Below are 17,925 nucleotides of genomic sequence, written 5' to 3'. Positions count from 1 at the left end.
TGAATCTGCCGCCAGTGTGCTGTCTCATTCATAATTAGCCAAACAGTACACTAGAAATTGAAATAGATAAATGTGCTGACCTGTGAAAATGAAATCAGCGACCATAGGAATACGATAGTAATGTACCAGCAGAACTTGGAACCGTAATTCGTCTCCGCTACTATCTGGAGAGAATTTTTTCTCGTCAGGACAAAGGCACTGATAGCCAGCGCGATGAAGAAGAATACAATGTAAACTGTGCTGAGCATATCCGGGGCCAGAAGGTTGATGGCCTGCTTGATAACATAAAATTCAGGAATGTCCATATTAGCGGCCAGCTTGTATAGATAGCCGGTATTTTTAAAGGCGAATATATTTTTGAACATCTGGAACGCATAGGTCATGTTTTCGCTTCGAAAGAAAATCAGGGACAGGTTGAAGAAGGAAAAAGTGAAAAACCATCCCAGCCATCTGGGGATATGGATTTTGGAAGGAACCTTTTCTTTATTGCCCTTTATTCCAACGATCCCCAAGTTATCCCACACGACTAAGAGACCCTGCATGGTCCCCCATGCGACGTATGTCCAGTTGGCACCGTGCCACAGCCCGCTTAAGCAGAAGATTATTATGGTATTGAGAATTGTTCGAGGCCTTCCCTTTTTGCTTCCTCCCAGAGGAATGTACACGTAGTTTACAAAAAAACGGGATAGGGTCATATGCCAGCGCTGCCATAACTCTTTAACGGAACAAGCCTTGTAGGGTGAATTGAAGTTAATGGGTAATGCAATATTGAACATATAGCCGAGTCCGATTGCCATGTCGTTGTATCCGCTGAAATCGAAATAAATCTGGAAGGTATATGCGAGAATGACCAACAGTGTGGAAGGCGTATCGAGAAAATAGGTCTGCTCGAAGCCGAAATTCGTGGCTAATGCCAGCATATCAGCCAATAGGACTTTTTTCCCAAGGCCCAGCACAAACAAGGAAATGCCTTTTGCAAAATTACCGGAGTCGAAGCGCCTTTTGTTTAAGTCCTCGAATTGAGGTATCATTTCCTTGTAAAAAACGATAGGACCTGCAATCAACTGGGGAAAAAAGGTCACGAAGGCAGCATAATTGATAAAGGAAGGATGATCTAATTCACCCTCATTGCGGTCTACAGTGAAGGAAATCTGCTGGAAGGTAAAAAAGCTGATACCCAGAGGCAGGAGTATATGTTTCAGTGCGTAATCACTGTGGAAAATGTAGTTTATATTGTCGATGAAAAAATCATAGTATTTAAAATAAAATAAAATGGCGAGATTGATGCCAATGCCTGTTAAAAGACCAATTCTGCTTGTAAATCTGGTCTTTGAAAAGGTCATGAGCCAGCTTAATGTATAGTTGACGAGTATGCTTATGGTGATGATAAGGAGGTAATAATTGTTGAAGTAACCGTAAAACCATAAAGACATACCGACGAGGAATACCTTCGCCAGCTCGTATTTTTTTAGCTTGTTCAATCCGTACCAGCCCAGAAGGACCAGGGGGAGGAATATGAAAATGAATATATAGGAATTAAAAAGCATTGTGAGTGTGAATACCTTTCTGGGGAGTGTGGCTTGTATATGGGAGGAGACCGGCAGGGCACGGGCAGAGGCCGGTAACCACGGGCAGAGGTCGATGACCACGGGCGGAGGTCGATGACCACGGGCGGAGGTCGATGACCACGGGCGGAGGCCAATAACCACGCAGAGACCAATAACCACGGGCAGAGACGAAAAAACGTGGTTTTTTCGTTCGCTTCGCTCGTCAAATAGAAAAATAAGCAAATACTCGTGCGAGCACGGTATTTGTTTATTTTTCTATTTGACTCTGCCCTATTCGGACATTATAACATAATTCTTGCCATAAAAATATTAAATATTTCCTTGATTTAGATTAGCCAGAATATTTTCCTGGATATTAAATTCTTTTGGAAAAAGGGATAAATTCGGCTTACTGGGAAATAATGATAACTATATAATCAGTGGAATTATTTTAAAATATTCAATAGATTAAGATGGAGGAGATTATGAAGATGCGTTCGTTAGTTACAACCTTGGCAATGGTATTGACAATATGGCTGCTGGCGGCGCCTATTATGAGTGGATGCGGTGATGGGCAGGTGTCGGATTCTAATACAAATAGTGTAGAAAATGTTAAGAGAGACGACGCAGTGGAAATGAATACAGTGGAGGCTGCGGAGGATTCTGGGGATAATGAGGCTTATGCGTCTATGAATGAAATAAGGGAAGCGGTAGTGAATATTCTTGGAGATAATTATTGGCCGGATAAGAAACTTACAAAGGAAGAGCTGGAGACGGAAACAGGTATTTCAGAGGATATGTATGATGATTATTTTGCGGAGAAACAAAGTGTTGAAACGGATATTGATACGATAATTATTATTAAGGCGAAAGAGGAATATGTAGGAGAAGTGGAATCTATACTGAACGAGTATAGAGAGAGTCTGATGACAAAATATAAGGACCGTCCGCAGGAGTTGGGGAAAGTGGAAGCATCCAGAATAGAGACGGTGGACAGTTATGTCAGCTTTGTACAGCTTGGTGCGGATACCGAGGCAGCTGCTGAAATAGGAGATGAGGAAGTAATTTCTGTTTGCCAGCAAGAGAATGAGAGAGCGGTGGATATCATAGAAAAAACATTGTTTGATGAGTGATGTTAACGCCCTGCTATTGATAGCCTTTGTTTTATGGGGTATAATAAACACATTAAAGTGGTTGCGAAACTTAATCGTTTCGCAAATTTTCATGCGCATATTTTGCTGTGCATGATTTGCTGCAGTTTAGGCGAAGGCTGAATCGTAACACAAATGGAGGAAAGGCAGGGTTATTAGTGTGACCAATACGATTATATTCGACATGGACGGAATACTGTTTGATACGGAGAGAATTAGCTGTGAGTGCTGGGATGAAGTTGGACAGGAAATGGGGCTTGGCGATCTGAGCAAGGGGGTAAAGGGTTGTGTTGGTTTAAATAGAAATGATTCAGAAATTCTTATGAAGAGTATTTACGGAGAGGAATTTCCCTTTGAAGAATTCCGCGGTACGGTGCATGCTCTCATGAAACGCAGGATTCTGGAGGAAGGACTTCCTTTGAAGGAGGGAGTCATGGAGATACTGGATTATCTGACACAGGAGGGCTATATCGTAGGACTGGCTTCCTCAACAAGCTTAAAGGGCGTTATGGGACATCTGGAGGAGGCGGGCATCACTCATTATTTCCGTAAGATCATTACGGGGGATATGGTGGAGCACAGCAAGCCCATGCCGGATATTTATTTGAAGGCATGCGAGGAACTGGGTGTGACCCCGATGAATGCTATTGCCATCGAAGATTCACCTAACGGAATCCGGTCGGCGTATCGTGCAGGTATGAAGCCGATTATGGTGCCGGATTTGATTGAACCGTCACCGGAAATCGAATCCATGCTCTATGGGAAATTTTATTCTCTTTTGGATGTGATGGATTATTTAAAAAGTTGTTAGAAAATGGCAGGGAATATGATGCAGGAAGTGAAACGCATCCCTTTAAAGGGAATACATAATACCAGAGATCTGGGTGGATATACGGCGATGGATGGCAGCAGGATCAAACCTTGCCGTCTGATTCGAAGCGGGGAGTTATTCGATCTTACGAAGGAAGATAAGGAAGTGCTGACAAGAGACTACGGACTTGCTGCGGTAGTAGATTTCCGTACAGAGGCGGAGAGATATGAGAGACCCGATCCGGAACTCGACGGAGTGACTTATATCGTTAATCCTATTTTGCATGAGAAGGTTCTGGGCATTACCCGGGAAAAGGAGACGGACGAGGACGTTGTAGGCAGAGTGCTTAGGCAGCTTGGCGGCAATGAAGATGCCGGAGTGGAATACATGAAGAATATATACAGTAATCTGCTTACCGATTCTTACTGTAAAAAGCAGTACGCTTCCTTCTTCAACATATTGTTAAATCAGGAAAAAGGGGCGGTGCTCTGGCATTGTACTGCGGGCAAGGATCGGGCCGGTACGGGAGCGGCATTGCTCCTGTGTGCCCTTGAAATTCCCAGAAAGCAGATTGTGGCAGATTATATGAAGGTCAATGAGTTTGCTGCTGAGAGCATCGATAAGATGATGGCTATGGTTTTGGAGAGAACGGGCGATACGCGGCTGGGAGAACATATTCGCACTCTATTTACCGTTCAGGAAAGCTATATCAATACATTATTCAAGATAATGGAAGAAGGATATGGGAGTGCGCGGAACTATCTGAAAGAAGAAATGGGGCTTAACGGGGACGGGATCATGACCCTTAAGAATAAATATCTGCAATAGATAATAAAAATATACATGCCCGATTGGACAGGATGGAGGAAAGTATGTCAAAATCAAAGGTGTATTACACGAGTATGAAGACGTCGTTCAATGAAAATCTTCCGCAGAAGCTTGAGCGGTTACTAAAGACGGCAGGAATCGGAGGAATTGATTTCGACAGAAAATACGCGGCGATTAAGATTCATTTCGGGGAGCCGGGAAATCTGGCTTTTCTCAGACCGAATTATGCGGCCGTTGTGGTGAAGGTCGTCAAGGAATTGGGCGGAAAGGCATTCCTTACCGACTGCAACACGCTGTACGTAGGCGGGCGCAAAAATGCGCTGGACCATATGGACGCGGCGTATCAGAATGGGTTTTCACCGTTTTCTACCGGCTGTCATGTGATTATTGCTGATGGACTGAAGGGAACTGATGAAGAACTGGTACCTGTAGAGGGCGGCGAATATGTGAAGGAGGCGAAAATCGGCCGGGCGATCATGGATGCGGACGTATTCATTTCCTTAAACCATTTCAAGGGACATGAAGCCACAGGATTTGGCGGTGCTTTGAAGAATATCGGCATGGGATGCGGTTCAAGGGCAGGTAAAATGGAGATGCACAGTGCGGGCAAGCCCTCTGTGAATCAGGAAGTCTGCATAGGCTGCGGGCGCTGTATCAAGATATGCGCCCACGATGCACCGTCTGTTACCAATAGGAAGGCGAGCATCGACCAGGATAAATGCGTAGGCTGCGGACGTTGTATCGGAGTCTGCCCAACGGATGCCATCGAGGCGGCAGGAGACGAGTCCAATGATATCCTCAATAGAAAGATTGCGGAGTACAGCAAGGCAGTCATTTCGGGAAGACCTCATTTTCATATCAGCCTTGTTATCGACATATCTCCTAACTGTGACTGCCATGCCGAGAACGATATTCCTATTGTACCCGATGTGGGAATGTTCGCCTCTTTCGACCCGGTAGCTCTGGATATTGCTTGTGCGGATGCCGTGAATAAGCAGCCGGTCATTGCCGGCAGCCAGTTGGACCACATGCCTCACGTGCACCACGACCATTTTATAGACTCTGCGCCCGCTACCAATTGGAAATCCTCCATAGAACATGCGGTAAAAATAGGAATCGGCAGCTCTGAATATGAGTTAATAGAAATATAAGCGACATAGAGGTTCTGAACTTTAATAGCTGTAACAAAAACAGTTATTATTACTGATTTTTGTTTATTAAAAAATGTGACATGAAAATGCCACAGCAACTAATCGATGATGGAATTATTGGAAGGAGGTTAGTATCTTAGAGGACCACTCAATGGACTCCAGATAACCTTTATATAATATCTTCGTATCTATCCTGATGACCTCGGCGTATTTATGTACTGCCGGCCAGTCGCCTTGCTCGTAGGAAAGTATAAGTCTGCAAAAGGGCTCCAAATCTCCTTTTCTGTGGACGAGAGCATTAAATACATCCTTTGAAATCAGCATTCCTTCCAATGCTTTCTCCATTGGCTGGTCCAGGAGCACATCCAGCGTACTGAACAGACACATCATGGAAATTTCTTCTTTGCGATTTTGGTATATGCTGTTATCCGCTACATATTCACTGAACCGGGAACGAACTAAAGACAGTCGCATAAGCTCTAACGGCTTGTTTTGGGAAATATCCTGAAGCATCAGAATGCTGATCCACCGCTCCAAATCGATGAGGCCCATACGGACCAGAGCATACTTTATGGAATTAAAGGCGGATTCTCCTTTTTTATGGCTGATTACGCGCATCATCCGGTATGCCAGATTGACATCCGATTCGATAATTTCTGTGATAGCGTCGTAAGAAGGCTCATCTTTGCTAAGCTCGCTGAGAATCATGGAATACTGTACCTTCGAGAACCTTCTCGGACTAGAGCCGTCCACAATTTTAGGTTTGCAGAAAAAGTATCCCTGAAATAGGTGGAAGCCCATTCTCAATGCCTTTTGGAATTCTTCTTCCGTCTCGATTTTCTCTGCAAGAAGAAGCTTTTTCTGGGATAGTGCCCGTTTTATATCGGCAGTAATGGTATCTAAGGGTGTAACCATAATATCGTATTTAATAATATCGGCCAGGGGCACGATGGGATAAGAGCCATAGCTTTCTTCAAAATCATCCAGCGCTATCTGATAGCCCTTGTCCTTCAAGCTCTTGATCCTGTTTATCAGGGCAGCATCTACCTTTACTGTCTCTAAAACTTCGATAATGAGGGTTTCAGGTTTGATCAACTCGATATTATCGGACATGATAAAATCGTAATCGAAATTGACGAAAGCCTTCGACTTGCCGACGACCTGATCGATGCCCTGCTCAAACAAGCTTCCGATGACTGCCGCCGTAGCGGAGACGGAGGAAGCATTCCCAAAGCTCACTGCGCTGGAATCAGAGCGGAACAGGAGCTCGTACCCATAAATCTTCATCGCCTTATTAAATATAGGCTGTCGGGCAATAAACATAATTAATCACTGCTTTCTTATCTTTTGTATGACCTTGATTCCCGCAGAATCAGCGGCCGTTTGTGGTATCTTCGATGAGATCTGTGATTGTACGGATAGAACTTAGCTGATTGCTCTTGCTCATCGCGTCTATATATGTTTGCCTGGTGAAATAAAGCTCATGAATCTTTTCCACCAGTAAATTTTCTGTAAGATAGTCTTCATCGATCAAGAGGCTGAAGCCCTGTGATTCAAAGGATTTAGCATTTAAGAGCTGGTCGCCGCGGCTGCTGTGGGTAGAAAGCGGAATGAGAAGATTGGGCTTTTTAAGTGCTAAAAGTTCGCAGATAGAGTTAGCTCCGGCTCTGGAAACCACTACGTCGGCCATGGCGAATATGTCCTTCAGCTCTGTCTTCACATATTCAAATTGCTTATAGCCCGTAATATTTAACATAAGGTTATCCACTTTATCTTTCCCACAAATATGAACTACCTGGAAATCCTGTAAAAGCTTAGGCAGAGCGTCGCGCACAGTCTTGTTGATGGATTCCGCTCCCAGACTTCCTCCTATAATCATGACTACCGGCTTGTTGGAGGTGAATCTGCATATGTCGTAGGCTGCTATCTTGTTGCCTCTGGCCAATTCCTCGCGAATCGGAGAGCCGGTAAGTATGGCCTTTCCCCCGGGAAGCATCTGAATGGTCTCCGGGAAATTACAGCATATCTTGGAAGCTACGGGAATACAAAGCTTGTTGGCTAATCCCGGGGTCATATCCGATTCATGGATAATGCAGGGGATATCTAAGGATGCGGCGGCACGAACCACAGGAACGCTGACGAATCCACCCTTTGAAAAGACGATGTCGGGCTTAAGATCCTTAAGATATTTTCTTGCTTCCGAGTAGCCTATCATGACGCGGAAAGGATCTGTAAAATTCTTCGGATCGAAATACCGGCGGAACTTGCCGGTGGCTATACCGTAGTATGGTATGTCGAAATCCTCGATTAATTTTTTCTCAATGCCTTCATAAGAACCTATATAGTATATTTCGTAGTTCAATTCCCGAAGTCTTGGAATTAACGCAATATTTGGAGTTACATGACCGGCTGTTCCGCCGCCGGTAAGTACGATTCTTTTTGCCATATATTAAATGCCTCCAGACTTAATCACTCGTTATTCACCTATCATAGCTGCAAGCGCATTTGCAAGCTGATCGGGACAAGAGGTGGACTTGAAGCCGCACGTAGTTCCCTTCAATTTATCGATTGCTTCTTTCGCATTCATTCCTTTTACCAGCTTAGATATACCTTGTAAATTGCCGTTGCATCCTCCCGTAAAAGAAACAGACTCGATAATCCCGTCATTTAATTCAACATCAATAGATGTTGCACATACGCCTTTTGTCTGATATTTCATATGAATAACCACGCCTTTCTAAAAACAAATTGTCAAAAAATATGCAAACCAAAAGAACGCATCCGCGTTCTTCTCTTAGACATATATACATTGATTGCAATAATTATAACAGAAAAGATTATATTTTTCCAGTGGTATTCCTTCGGCTTGTCGAAAAATGCAATGGATTACAGCCTGCTGTCTATTGAGATGCGGTATACTTTTGTTTATAATATCTAAATCGGGAAAAGGAGGTTTGCCATGCTTGAGGTCTTTTTGGAACACAAGCTTCTTTGCGGAGCTTTTTTGATACTCTTATTATTGAGCATAATATGCCAGATTATGATAGGAGCAATATACCAAAAAATGATAAAAGAGACGGATAATATGTCCTCTACCAACAATAAATTTTTGAAGCAATGCAAATTGAAGTTCGCCAATTGCTATAAGTTGAACGAAGGAGTGTCTAATATCCCCATATTTGTGGATAAGTTTATTTCCAAGGTATCCTTTATGGGGATATCCCTAACAGGATTTAAACATTTATCCGGACAGCTGATGCTCTTGTCTATCGTGGCTGCGGGAGCAGGGGCCTGCAGGGAAATCGTACGCGGAGAAACAGTAGGAAAGGTGCTTCCTTATTATATTATCAGTTTTTTAGGATTATATGTATTTTTTTCTATTTCCGGTTTGGTTGATATACAGGGAAAACGGGAAAGATTGAAGATTAACCTTGTGGATTATCTGGAAAATCATATGGCTAACAAACTGCGTCAGTCCGCTATCGATTGGGCGGAAATTATCGGGGGAGAAAAGGCGGATAATGCCGGAGCCGTTAAAGAAGCGGAGAAGGCGGACAAGCTGGAAAAAAGCAGCGCGGAAACGAAAAGCAGTCTGGAAACAAAGAGGGATATCGAGGCCATGCGGGAGGAAATAGGTCTTGCTCCCAGGCGCAAAGAACAGGAACCCGAATGGAAAAGCAAAATGGAGGAGGGCAAGCCTCAGCCATTTCGTAAGGAAGAGAAGAAAACAATATTTTCCCATCAGGAAAAACAAGAGCTGGAGGAGCTGCTCAGAGAATTTTTCGTATAGGAGTGCTGTAAACATCAGAGAATATATCCTCTGATGTTTACAGACCTTTTTAATTATTAGTCAGAAAATTTCTTTTTACTTATTCACTTAAAGTATCTGGAACTTCAATATCTTGTTCTTCTGTTACCTGGTTACCATCTTCAACAACGACAGAACCATTTTCATCCAGCTTTAAAACTGTTTTTTTGGAAGTTATGTAATTATAAAGCTCCGATACTTGTTCTATATCAGGATGTGCGATTACTACACCGTCGCCGTCAATAATAAAAGAATACTTACTTCTTCACTATATTTTTGCTTTATAGACTTCATTTGTACTTCCCTTTCTTAACAGTATTTTTATCTTTTATGCCCGAATTATAAACAATATGTTAACTGTATCACAAATAGTCAATTCTTTCAATCCAACGAAAACTCAAGAAATGTTTCTCTTGAAAAAGAAATACAACTTTGCTAAACTTAACATGATTACTTAATGAGTGTTTTATACTCATTTATAAAATGAATATAAACCCGGGAAATATCAGTCCGGGCAGATAAAAGGAGCGAGACAAATGAGTAATAAAGTTACATTTGATTATTCCAAGGCTTCACAGTTCATAAGCGGTCATGAAGTGGAGCTTATGAAGAAGCTGACCTTGGATGCAAAAGAAGTTCTGGTTTCCAAGACCGGCGCAGGTAATGATTTTCTGGGATGGATTGATTTACCGGTAGACTACGATAAGGAAGAGTTTGCCAGAATTAAAAAGGCGGCAGCTAAGATTCAGTCCGATTCAGAGGTGCTTCTCGTTATCGGTATCGGAGGATCTTACCTCGGTGCCAGAGCAGCGATCGAATTTTTAAGGCACAGCTTCTACAATTCGGTGGATAAGTCTGTGAGAAAAACGCCTGAAATTTACTTCGTAGGCAATTCCCTCAGCTCCACATATATTAAGCATCTTATAGAGGTAATCGGGGATAGGGATTTCTCCATCAATATGATAAGCAAATCGGGCACTACTACGGAGCCTGCTATCGCATTCCGGGTGTTCAAGGAAATGATGGAGAAGAAATACGGCAAAGCCGAAGCGGCAGAAAGAATCTATGCTACGACGGATAAAGCAAAGGGTTCCCTTAAAAATCTGGCTACGGAGGAAGGCTATGAATCTTTTGTTGTTCCCGATGATGTAGGCGGACGCTTCTCTGTACTCACCGCCGTAGGCTTGCTTCCGATAGCGGTCAGCGGCGCGGACATCGAGCGTTTGATGGAAGGTGCTGCCAGCGGAAGAAAACGTGCGATGGAAGCTTCCTTTGAAGACAATGACGCATTGAAATACGCAGCACTTCGCAATATTCTACTGCGGAAAGGCAAGACAATAGAGATTCTCGCTAATTATGAACCCGGTGTACATTATGTTTCCGAATGGTGGAAACAGCTGTATGGAGAGAGTGAAGGGAAAGACCAGAAGGGTATCTTTCCTGCAAGCGTAGACCTTACTGCAGATTTGCACTCCATGGGACAGTTCATACAGGATGGATCGAGAACTCTTTTCGAGACGGTGATCGATATCGAAACGAGCAGAGAAGAAATTATACTCGGTACGGAGCCGGTGGACTTGGATGGTCTTAACTATCTCGCAGGCAAGAACGTAGATTTTGTAAATAAGAGCGCGATGAACGGAACTATTCTTGCCCATACCGATGGCAATGTGCCGAATCTGGTCGTACGTGTACCTGAGGTGAATGAATTCTATCTCGGTGAATTGTTCTATTTCTTCGAGTTTGCTTGCGGAGTCAGCGGATATCTGTTAGGTGTTAATCCTTTTAACCAGCCAGGTGTGGAAAGCTATAAGAAGAATATGTTCGCACTTCTGGGCAAACCCGGCTACGAAGCGCAGAGAGAAGAATTACTGAAAAGATTATAATAATATAATGGAAAGGGCTTCTATCGTTTAGATAGAAGCTCTTAAAAGTATAAGAAAAATTGGAAGGCCATTCGTCTTTGGTAAAGGACGAAGAAAGTATGAAAGGAACATGGACGTAAGAATGAAACAATGGACTAAGAAACAAAAAGTTATGCTGGTGGCGGTTTTTGCCATCATAGTGGCAGTAGTGGGTATCGCAGCAGGGATAGTGAACTACCGCGTTACGCAGGAAGGTGTAAAGCACTTTCAGGTAGAAGTGACTTCCGAGCGTGACGGATATTCTGAGACAACAGACTGTAAGTCGGAGGAGGAATATCTGGGGAATTTCATGCGTACCTTCGAAGGCTGTGAATGGCAAGAAGCTGAATATGGCATTTATATTACCGGATTTAACGGAATGCAAGAGGATATAGACAATCAATACTGGTGGTGTGTGATGGTAAATGGTGAATCGGCAACGTTCGGGGCTGACGAGATACCTTTGCAGGACGGCGAAATTTATAGCTTTGTTTTGACGCAAGGCTGGTAAAGCCTGAATGCGGAAAGGCGGGAACAGATGCCGATTAGAAAAATAACGAGAATTGCTCTTTTAAGTGCGGTTCTTTATGTTGCGAAGGTGGCGTTAGAATTTTTACCGAATGTGGAACTGGTATCGTTTCTGACCATTATTTATACGCTGGTGTTTGGAGCAGAGGCCTTCCTCATTGTTACTGTTTTCAATATGTTCGAACTGATCCAGTGGGGATTTGGCGTGTGGTGGGTGTCTTATCTCTATGTATGGCCTCTGCTTTGTCTGGCGACGCTTCTATTAAAAAAACTCTTGCGGGAAGAATTCGTGCTGTGGGCTATTGTTTCGGGGCTGTTTGGACTGATATTTGGTTCTTTGTTCGCCATAGCCTATCTTCCTTTGGACCCTTCTTATGCGCTGGCTTATTGGCTCAGCGGATTGACTTGGGACGTATGGCATGGAATCTGCAATTTTATTATTATGCTTCTTATCGGCAAGCCGGTGCATTCTGTGGTAATATTGGCGAAAAAGAAGGATAGTTTTCTTTAGTTTTATTTACAATTATTCAATGGAGGAATTGGTATGACCCTACAACAGTTGAAGTATATAGTAACGGTAGCAGAAACGGGAAATATTACGGAGGCTGCAAAACAGCTTTTCGTTTCCCAACCCAGTCTGACCAATGCAATTCATGAATTAGAGAAAGAAATGCAGGTAACCATATTTAATAGAACCAATAAGGGAGTTGCTGTCTCAAATGAAGGGGATGTGTTTCTGGCTTATGCCAGACAAGTTCTGGAGCAGGCGAACCTTTTGGAGGAAAAGTTTCTGCATGTGAAGGAGCAAAGCCCCCGGTTTTCCGTATCATGCCAGCATTATTCTTTTGCGGTTAACGCTTTTGTGGATGTTATCCGTGAATTCGGCGGAGAAAAATATGACTTTACCTTGCGGGAAACACAAACATATGAAATTATTGAAGATATAAGCCGGCTGAAAAGCGAAATCGGAATATTATACAAATCTTCTAAGAATGAAGAAATCATTGACAAGCTTATAAAACAGTACGGTTTGAAGTTCGAAGAACTATTTACGGCGGCCCCTCATGTCTTTATTTCCTCAAGGCATCCGCTTTCGGTAAAAGAAATTTTGACCTTGGAAGATTTAGAGCAATACCCGTACCTTTCCTTTGAGCAGGGAGATTATAATTCCTTTTACTTCTCCGAGGAAATTCTAAGCACTTTAGACAGAAGCAGGAATATTAAGGTCAGGGACAGAGCTACCTTATTTAATCTGGTAATAGGTTTGAACGGATATACTGTCAGTTCCGGAGTGATCAGCAAAGAGCTGAATGGAGAGCAGATTATTGCCAAATCCCTTCAGGTGGACGAGTATATGACAATCGGAACGATTACGCAGAAAAATATGGCACTGAGCAGATATGGAAAAGCATATATGGAATCATTAAAAAAGTATACCGGCGGCTTGATGTAGTTTAAAGATATATCAGGTTGTTGCTCTTGTATTTTTATAATGACTATGAAAATGTATATTTATTCTTAATATAAACTCATAAAAATGCCTCTTTACAAGAAAGTAAAGAGGCATTTTTTTCACAGTATAATCAATACTGCGATACCAGAATTCTATTTTTACTACATATTATTATACATGAATAGGGTATTTTTTGTCAATTATCTGTTTATATCAGAGGATTTCGCAAAAAAATAAGGGGATTAGTTTTTAAATGGCTCATGTTATATAATATGTCTGGCGCTTTTCAAACGATTTCTATAAATAAACCGTCAGAAAAATCGTCATAGCACACGAATTTGACATTACAGAAAGGAGTAGTATAATGGCGCGAAAAGGCGAGAATATCTACAAAAGAAAAGATGGGCGATGGGAAGGGAGGATACGTCGTTCAGATGGAACATTTAAGTATTTTTATGCAAAAACTTACAAGGCGGTTCGAATGAAAATGAAGGATTTTCTAGTCTTGAAAATTCCATGCAAGGTGCAATCTGTCAGCCGGCCGGAGAATGCTTCGGAATTGTTTGAGCAATGGATAAAAGGTGAAATTTGTTTTCAGGTAAAACCCTCCACTTATGAGAGTTATTTTTTTTGTGTTCAAAATTATGTTATTCCATTTTTTCAGAAAACTGAAAACAGATATATCACGGAAGAATCTGTTTGCAATTTTATAAAATATATATGGAGTGCAGATATTTCGGATTCTTCCAAGAAAAAAAATCTTATCATATTTAAAAGAGCGTTAAAAGAAGTGCTGGCAATGAAGCCGGAGCAGTTATCTTTGTTAGCTTATATTAAGATTCCAAAAATAGAAGATAAAGAAATCAAAATCTTTTCTATTAAGGAGCAGCAAGAGCTGGAGACAACAATCCTTCATTCGCAGGACAAGCGTGCTCTCGGTATTTTACTGTGCTTCTACACAGGAATACGACTTGGTGAGCTTTGTGCACTGAAATGGAGCGATATTGACATCGAAGCCGGAACTATATCAATTTTGCGGACTGTTTCAAGAATAAGGTGTTTTGATCCTGAAAAACCAAAAACAGCGCTGACGGTTCGTACACCAAAGAGCAAAAAATCAATGCGTGTCCTTCCTATGCCGGATTTTTTATTGAAAATGACAGATGAATTCGATGTGAACCACATGGATAAAGGTTGTTATATTATTTCTGGACAATATGAGCCTATGGAGCCGCGTTCTTTTCAAAGTTTATACAAGAAGCAGCTGGCTGATGCAGGCTTGCCGGAACGTAAATTTCATGCGATCCGTCATACGTTTGCAACTCGGGCATTGGAGCTGGGAGTAGACATTAAAACTCTCAGCGAACTATTGGGGCACTCCAGCGTTTCAATTACTCTGAACATTTATACCCACTCTCTTATGGAGCATAAAAAAGTCGCTATAAATAAACTAAATAGTATACATGTTTTGAGTGAGCATAATATTTCTTATGCTGTCAATGATGCCGTCAAAGATAAACAATAGATAGTGTAAATATAGCGATATATACATTTATCTCGCAGTATTGATTATACTGTGAAACGCGAATAAAAAAATAGACGATTATATTATTTCTAACAAAAGACTGTTTTATTCAGAAGTCTAAATAGTGTGCTAACAATTATGATAATTATATTAAATTCCTTAAGAAAGCAAGCGGTATTGGCGGCTGATCGGCAGAACAAGTGTTGCAGACTTTTGGAATTTTCTAGTCCTTTGGCGGGCGCTGCTTTTTATATTTGAAATATACTTGAAGCTTCAGTGTAATAATTACTCATTTACCTATATTGGATTTTTATTGGGAGCTTGTGGTTGGATAATTTGGAAAGGAGTGATTCAATATGAAAGATATTATTGCAAAAGAGAATATTTACAACTCAAAAGGGGTACTATTGGTTGCCAAAGGCCAGAAAATAACAAGAAATATAGAACAGAAATTACAAAGTTTAAGTTTAGGTTCAGAAAACGAAGAGATCTCTGACTTGAATAAACGTATCTCAATAACAGAATGTTCGGAAAAAATCACAAAAACATATCCCTATATTGACAGCGCACTGATAGAAAAGGCGACTGTCATACTAAATAGTAAAATTTTTTATTCAAAATCTGAGCCCTGGTGGTTTCTTATATGTACATTAAGCAATTATGATGAATGGTTGTATACCCATTCTATTGATGTTGCGTTAATTTCAACAATGATGTTAATTAAGTTAACAAATAATGAGAGAGAACAAAATCAAATTTGCCTTGGTGCATTATTACATAATATAGGAAAATTACTAATTCCAAAGCGATTACTACAGGATTTCGACAAATTAAGCGACCAGGAAAAATCCATTGTAAAGCAGCATTGTGAGTTGGGTTATGATATGATAACTAAAATAAACTTATCAAAGGAGTGTGCGGATATCGTATTACAGCATCACGAACGTATGGATGGGAGCGGATATCCTAATCAAATAAAAGAAAAAGAAATTTCTGAATTTGCCAAAATAGTTATGATAGCGGATGCTGTTGATAATATTACATCTTATAGCTCAAATCAAGAAACAAAAGATCTAAGAAACGGCATCCAAACATTATTGGAAGAACAATCCCAATTTAATCCGGGATATGTTCGTCTCCTGTGTGAATGTATAGGTGAAAAAATAAACAAATAAAGAGCAATAATTGCATATCGTTTAACTCGAAATGAAAAGAGAAAAAAATAAAAAGCCCTTATACTGTAGATAAGATAACAGGTTGATCAAGTGATACAGCACGGAAAGGGCACGATATAAAATGAATGATTTTAAACTCCCGAAACTTTTCAGTGACGGTATGATACTCCAGCAAAAAACAGAGGTACATCTATGGGGTTATGACCTGCCGGGAAGGAAGGTCATGATTTCCTTTTTGGGAATCGAAAACACAGTTACGGCAGATGATAACGGGATATGGGAAACCAGACTTTATAACTTGGAACCCGGAGGCCCGTTCGTCATGTACATAAACGACAACAGCGGAAATATGGCCGTAATCTCAGACATTCTTGTTGGAGACGTATGGATGTGCTCAGGACAATCCAACATGGAGCTCCCTATGGAGCGTGTAAAAGATAAGTACCCTGAAGAAATTAAGAATTGTGAAAACTCAAAAATAAGAACTTTCAAAATAACCGAGCACGCGGATTTCCATGGTCCGCAAAGAGAGTTGCGTTCAGGAGAATGGAAACAAGCAGGCCCGGACAACATCCTGCAATTCTCAGCGACCGCATATTTCTTTGCCGAGGAAATGTATCGTCTCACCGGGATACCGATAGGTCTTATCAATGCAAGTCTGGGCGGATCAAGAATAGAATCGTGGATGGGAAGAGATATGCTGTCCGGCTATAAAGAATATCTGGACACGGCAGACCGCTACGGTGAGGATGCCTTCATACAGCATCAGCTGACCCAAAATCAGGAGCAAATGGAACGGTGGCATAGTGCTTTAGATGCCGCAGATGAGGGCTTAAAAGAGCATTGGGAAAAAGATTTTGCTGAATTAAAAGGCAAAGAAGATATAGAAAAATCATGGAAGCCTATTGAAATTCCTTTCTTTTTCAAGAATACGGCGTTAAAAGGTTTTATCGGCAGCGTTTGGTTTAAACGTACTTTTATGGTACCATCGAAACCGGCGGGAAAAGCAGCCGTACTTTGGTTGGGAACTATGGTGGACAGCGATACCGTTTATATTAACGGAATATGGGCGGGCCATACCGATTACCAGTATCCCCCCAGAAAATATCAGATCCCCGAAGGGCTTTTAAAAGAGGGAGAGAATACAATTACAATCCGGCTGAAATGCGAAAATGGAGAAGGCCGTTTCACTCCCGGCAAGAAATATGCTATATGGGGAGACGACGGAAATGAAATCGACCTTACGGGAAGCTGGAAATACAGAATCGGAGCATCCTGCGGGAAAATAGAGGAAACCGACTTCGTAAATTGGAAGCCTACCGGGCTATATCACGGCATGATGGCTCCTTGCCATTCCTATACCATCGGCGGCTTCATCTGGTATCAGGGGGAATCCAATACCCATGAACCGGATAACTATCGCGACCTGATGAATCGGCTGATTGAGGGCTGCCGGAAAAAGTGGGAAAATCAAAACCTTCCTTTTTTCTATGTACAGCTTCCTAACTTTTCCATCGACTTGACGGAGAAAGACAGCGGATGGCCTGAACTTCGTGAGCAACAGCGACTGGCACAAAGCTTGCCCGGTACCGGAATGGTAACGTCCATCGACTTAGGGGAAGACAATGACCTGCATCCTCTGAATAAGAAGGAGGTGGGAAGACGCCTTGCCCTCCTTGCAGGAGCGAAGCTGTACGGGAGCAAAGAGGAATGCGGCGGCCCCAGCGTAGACAAAATAACGGTAAAGGGCAATACAATACATTTAGTGTGTTCTCATGCGGATGGAATGCACGCTGCTTCCTATGATAAAGGGGATTCGATTGAAGACTTTGAGGTAGCAGGAGGCGATGGTATATTTGTCCGCGCCAGGGCACAAATAAACGAAAACTGCATCATATTGACTTATCCGGAAGAAGTGGAGAAACCGGCAGCAGTGAGATACTGTTTTGCCAACACTAACAAGGGTGCATTAATTTATAATTCATCAGCATTGCCGATGAGCCCCTTTACAGTGAAAATATAAGCGATATATAGACGATATGGA

16 protein-coding genes are annotated in these 17,925 nt (G+C 41.9%); 12 read left to right on the top strand and 4 right to left on the bottom strand.

Going from position 1 to position 17,925, the window contains the following annotated elements; genetic code table 11:
- Positions 1-50: 50 nt before the first annotated feature.
- Positions 51-1,481 carry an MBOAT family O-acyltransferase gene (locus tag V6984_RS21575; RefSeq protein ID WP_342757654.1) on the bottom strand — a complete coding sequence of 477 codons (1,431 nt, stop codon included), beginning with the start codon at positions 1,479-1,481 and terminating at the stop codon, positions 51-53.
- A 557-nt stretch (positions 1,482-2,038) separates the two neighbouring features.
- Between V6984_RS21575 and V6984_RS21570 the strand changes: the two genes are divergently transcribed.
- From V6984_RS21570 to V6984_RS21555, 4 genes are all read left to right on the top strand, one after another.
- Positions 2,039-2,680: a DUF4358 domain-containing protein gene (locus V6984_RS21570; protein WP_342757653.1), complete on the top strand. Its 642-nt coding sequence runs from the start codon at positions 2,039-2,041 to the stop codon at positions 2,678-2,680.
- 178 nt (positions 2,681-2,858) lie between these two features.
- Complete coding sequence (locus V6984_RS21565) at positions 2,859-3,509, top strand: HAD family phosphatase (protein WP_342757652.1); 651 nt, start codon at positions 2,859-2,861, stop codon at positions 3,507-3,509.
- Between the two features lie 3 nt (positions 3,510-3,512).
- Positions 3,513-4,337 carry a tyrosine-protein phosphatase gene (locus V6984_RS21560; protein WP_342757651.1) on the top strand — a complete coding sequence of 275 codons (825 nt, stop codon included), beginning with the start codon at positions 3,513-3,515 and terminating at the stop codon, positions 4,335-4,337.
- Between the two features lie 44 nt (positions 4,338-4,381).
- Positions 4,382-5,488 (top strand): DUF362 domain-containing protein, encoded by a 1,107-nt coding sequence (locus tag V6984_RS21555; protein ID WP_342757650.1) that lies wholly within the window; start codon positions 4,382-4,384, stop codon positions 5,486-5,488.
- Positions 5,489-5,602: 114 nt separating this feature from the next.
- Here the strand turns inward: V6984_RS21555 and V6984_RS21550 are convergent, their stop codons facing one another.
- From V6984_RS21550 to V6984_RS21540, 3 genes are read right to left on the bottom strand one after another with little or no spacing between them, the layout of a single operon-like run.
- Complete coding sequence (locus V6984_RS21550) at positions 5,603-6,811, bottom strand: EAL and HDOD domain-containing protein (RefSeq protein ID WP_342757649.1); 1,209 nt, start codon at positions 6,809-6,811, stop codon at positions 5,603-5,605.
- 49 nt (positions 6,812-6,860) lie between these two features.
- On the bottom strand, positions 6,861-7,934 hold the full coding sequence (locus V6984_RS21545; protein ID WP_342757648.1) for an undecaprenyldiphospho-muramoylpentapeptide beta-N-acetylglucosaminyltransferase: 1,074 nt from the start codon (positions 7,932-7,934) through the stop codon (positions 6,861-6,863).
- Between the two features lie 30 nt (positions 7,935-7,964).
- Positions 7,965-8,207 (bottom strand): TIGR03905 family TSCPD domain-containing protein, encoded by a 243-nt coding sequence (locus tag V6984_RS21540; protein WP_342757647.1) that lies wholly within the window; start codon positions 8,205-8,207, stop codon positions 7,965-7,967.
- A gap of 240 nt (positions 8,208-8,447) precedes the next feature.
- Here V6984_RS21540 and V6984_RS21535 point away from each other — a divergent pair, with 240 nt between their 5' ends.
- The 8 genes from V6984_RS21535 (at position 8,448) to V6984_RS21500 (ending at position 17,904) form a co-directional block, all read left to right on the top strand.
- Positions 8,448-9,278, top strand: a complete 831-nt coding sequence (locus tag V6984_RS21535) for a hypothetical protein (protein WP_342757646.1) — start codon at positions 8,448-8,450, stop codon at positions 9,276-9,278.
- 554 nt (positions 9,279-9,832) lie between these two features.
- Positions 9,833-11,182 (top strand): glucose-6-phosphate isomerase, encoded by a 1,350-nt coding sequence (locus tag V6984_RS21530; protein ID WP_342757645.1) that lies wholly within the window; start codon positions 9,833-9,835, stop codon positions 11,180-11,182.
- A 109-nt stretch (positions 11,183-11,291) separates the two neighbouring features.
- Complete coding sequence (locus V6984_RS21525) at positions 11,292-11,711, top strand: DUF4430 domain-containing protein (RefSeq protein ID WP_342757644.1); 420 nt, start codon at positions 11,292-11,294, stop codon at positions 11,709-11,711.
- A 27-nt stretch (positions 11,712-11,738) separates the two neighbouring features.
- The gene (locus V6984_RS21520) at positions 11,739-12,239 is read left to right on the top strand and encodes a hypothetical protein (RefSeq protein ID WP_342757643.1); all 501 of its coding nucleotides are present in this window, start codon (positions 11,739-11,741) and stop codon (positions 12,237-12,239) included.
- Between the two features lie 33 nt (positions 12,240-12,272).
- Positions 12,273-13,181, top strand: coding sequence for a LysR family transcriptional regulator (locus V6984_RS21515; protein ID WP_342757642.1), 909 nt, complete (start codon positions 12,273-12,275; stop codon positions 13,179-13,181).
- A gap of 364 nt (positions 13,182-13,545) precedes the next feature.
- Positions 13,546-14,706: a site-specific integrase gene (locus V6984_RS21510; protein WP_342757641.1), complete on the top strand. Its 1,161-nt coding sequence runs from the start codon at positions 13,546-13,548 to the stop codon at positions 14,704-14,706.
- A gap of 356 nt (positions 14,707-15,062) precedes the next feature.
- Complete coding sequence (locus tag V6984_RS21505) at positions 15,063-15,881, top strand: HD-GYP domain-containing protein (protein WP_342757640.1); 819 nt, start codon at positions 15,063-15,065, stop codon at positions 15,879-15,881.
- A 121-nt stretch (positions 15,882-16,002) separates the two neighbouring features.
- Complete coding sequence (locus V6984_RS21500) at positions 16,003-17,904, top strand: sialate O-acetylesterase (protein ID WP_342757639.1); 1,902 nt, start codon at positions 16,003-16,005, stop codon at positions 17,902-17,904.
- Positions 17,905-17,925 lie beyond the last annotated feature (21 nt).

This window comes from Kineothrix sp. IPX-CK (assembly GCF_039134705.1).
Taxonomy (GTDB): Bacteria; Bacillota; Clostridia; order Lachnospirales; family Lachnospiraceae; genus Kineothrix; species Kineothrix sedimenti.
This window is presented reverse-complemented; position numbering and strand designations above follow the sequence as displayed.

Excerpts from the sequence above, each read along its gene's own strand:
- V6984_RS21560 (WP_342757651.1), top strand. The coding sequence starts at position 3,513 with ATGGCAGGGAATATGATGCAGGAAGTGAAACGCATCCCTTTAAAGGGA.
- V6984_RS21515 (WP_342757642.1), top strand. The coding sequence starts at position 12,273 with ATGACCCTACAACAGTTGAAGTATATAGTAACGGTAGCAGAAACGGGA.
- V6984_RS21530 (WP_342757645.1), top strand. The coding sequence starts at position 9,833 with ATGAGTAATAAAGTTACATTTGATTATTCCAAGGCTTCACAGTTCATA.
- V6984_RS21555 (WP_342757650.1), top strand. The coding sequence starts at position 4,382 with ATGTCAAAATCAAAGGTGTATTACACGAGTATGAAGACGTCGTTCAAT.
- V6984_RS21525 (WP_342757644.1), top strand. The coding sequence starts at position 11,292 with ATGGACGTAAGAATGAAACAATGGACTAAGAAACAAAAAGTTATGCTG.
- V6984_RS21510 (WP_342757641.1), top strand. The coding sequence starts at position 13,546 with ATGGCGCGAAAAGGCGAGAATATCTACAAAAGAAAAGATGGGCGATGG.
- V6984_RS21500 (WP_342757639.1), top strand. The coding sequence starts at position 16,003 with ATGAATGATTTTAAACTCCCGAAACTTTTCAGTGACGGTATGATACTC.
- V6984_RS21570 (WP_342757653.1), top strand. The coding sequence starts at position 2,039 with ATGCGTTCGTTAGTTACAACCTTGGCAATGGTATTGACAATATGGCTG.
- V6984_RS21540 (WP_342757647.1), bottom strand. The coding sequence starts at position 8,207 with ATGAAATATCAGACAAAAGGCGTATGTGCAACATCTATTGATGTTGAA.
- V6984_RS21505 (WP_342757640.1), top strand. The coding sequence starts at position 15,063 with ATGAAAGATATTATTGCAAAAGAGAATATTTACAACTCAAAAGGGGTA.
- V6984_RS21550 (WP_342757649.1), bottom strand. The coding sequence starts at position 6,811 with ATGTTTATTGCCCGACAGCCTATATTTAATAAGGCGATGAAGATTTAT.
- V6984_RS21545 (WP_342757648.1), bottom strand. The coding sequence starts at position 7,934 with ATGGCAAAAAGAATCGTACTTACCGGCGGCGGAACAGCCGGTCATGTA.
- V6984_RS21520 (WP_342757643.1), top strand. The coding sequence starts at position 11,739 with ATGCCGATTAGAAAAATAACGAGAATTGCTCTTTTAAGTGCGGTTCTT.
- V6984_RS21535 (WP_342757646.1), top strand. The coding sequence starts at position 8,448 with ATGCTTGAGGTCTTTTTGGAACACAAGCTTCTTTGCGGAGCTTTTTTG.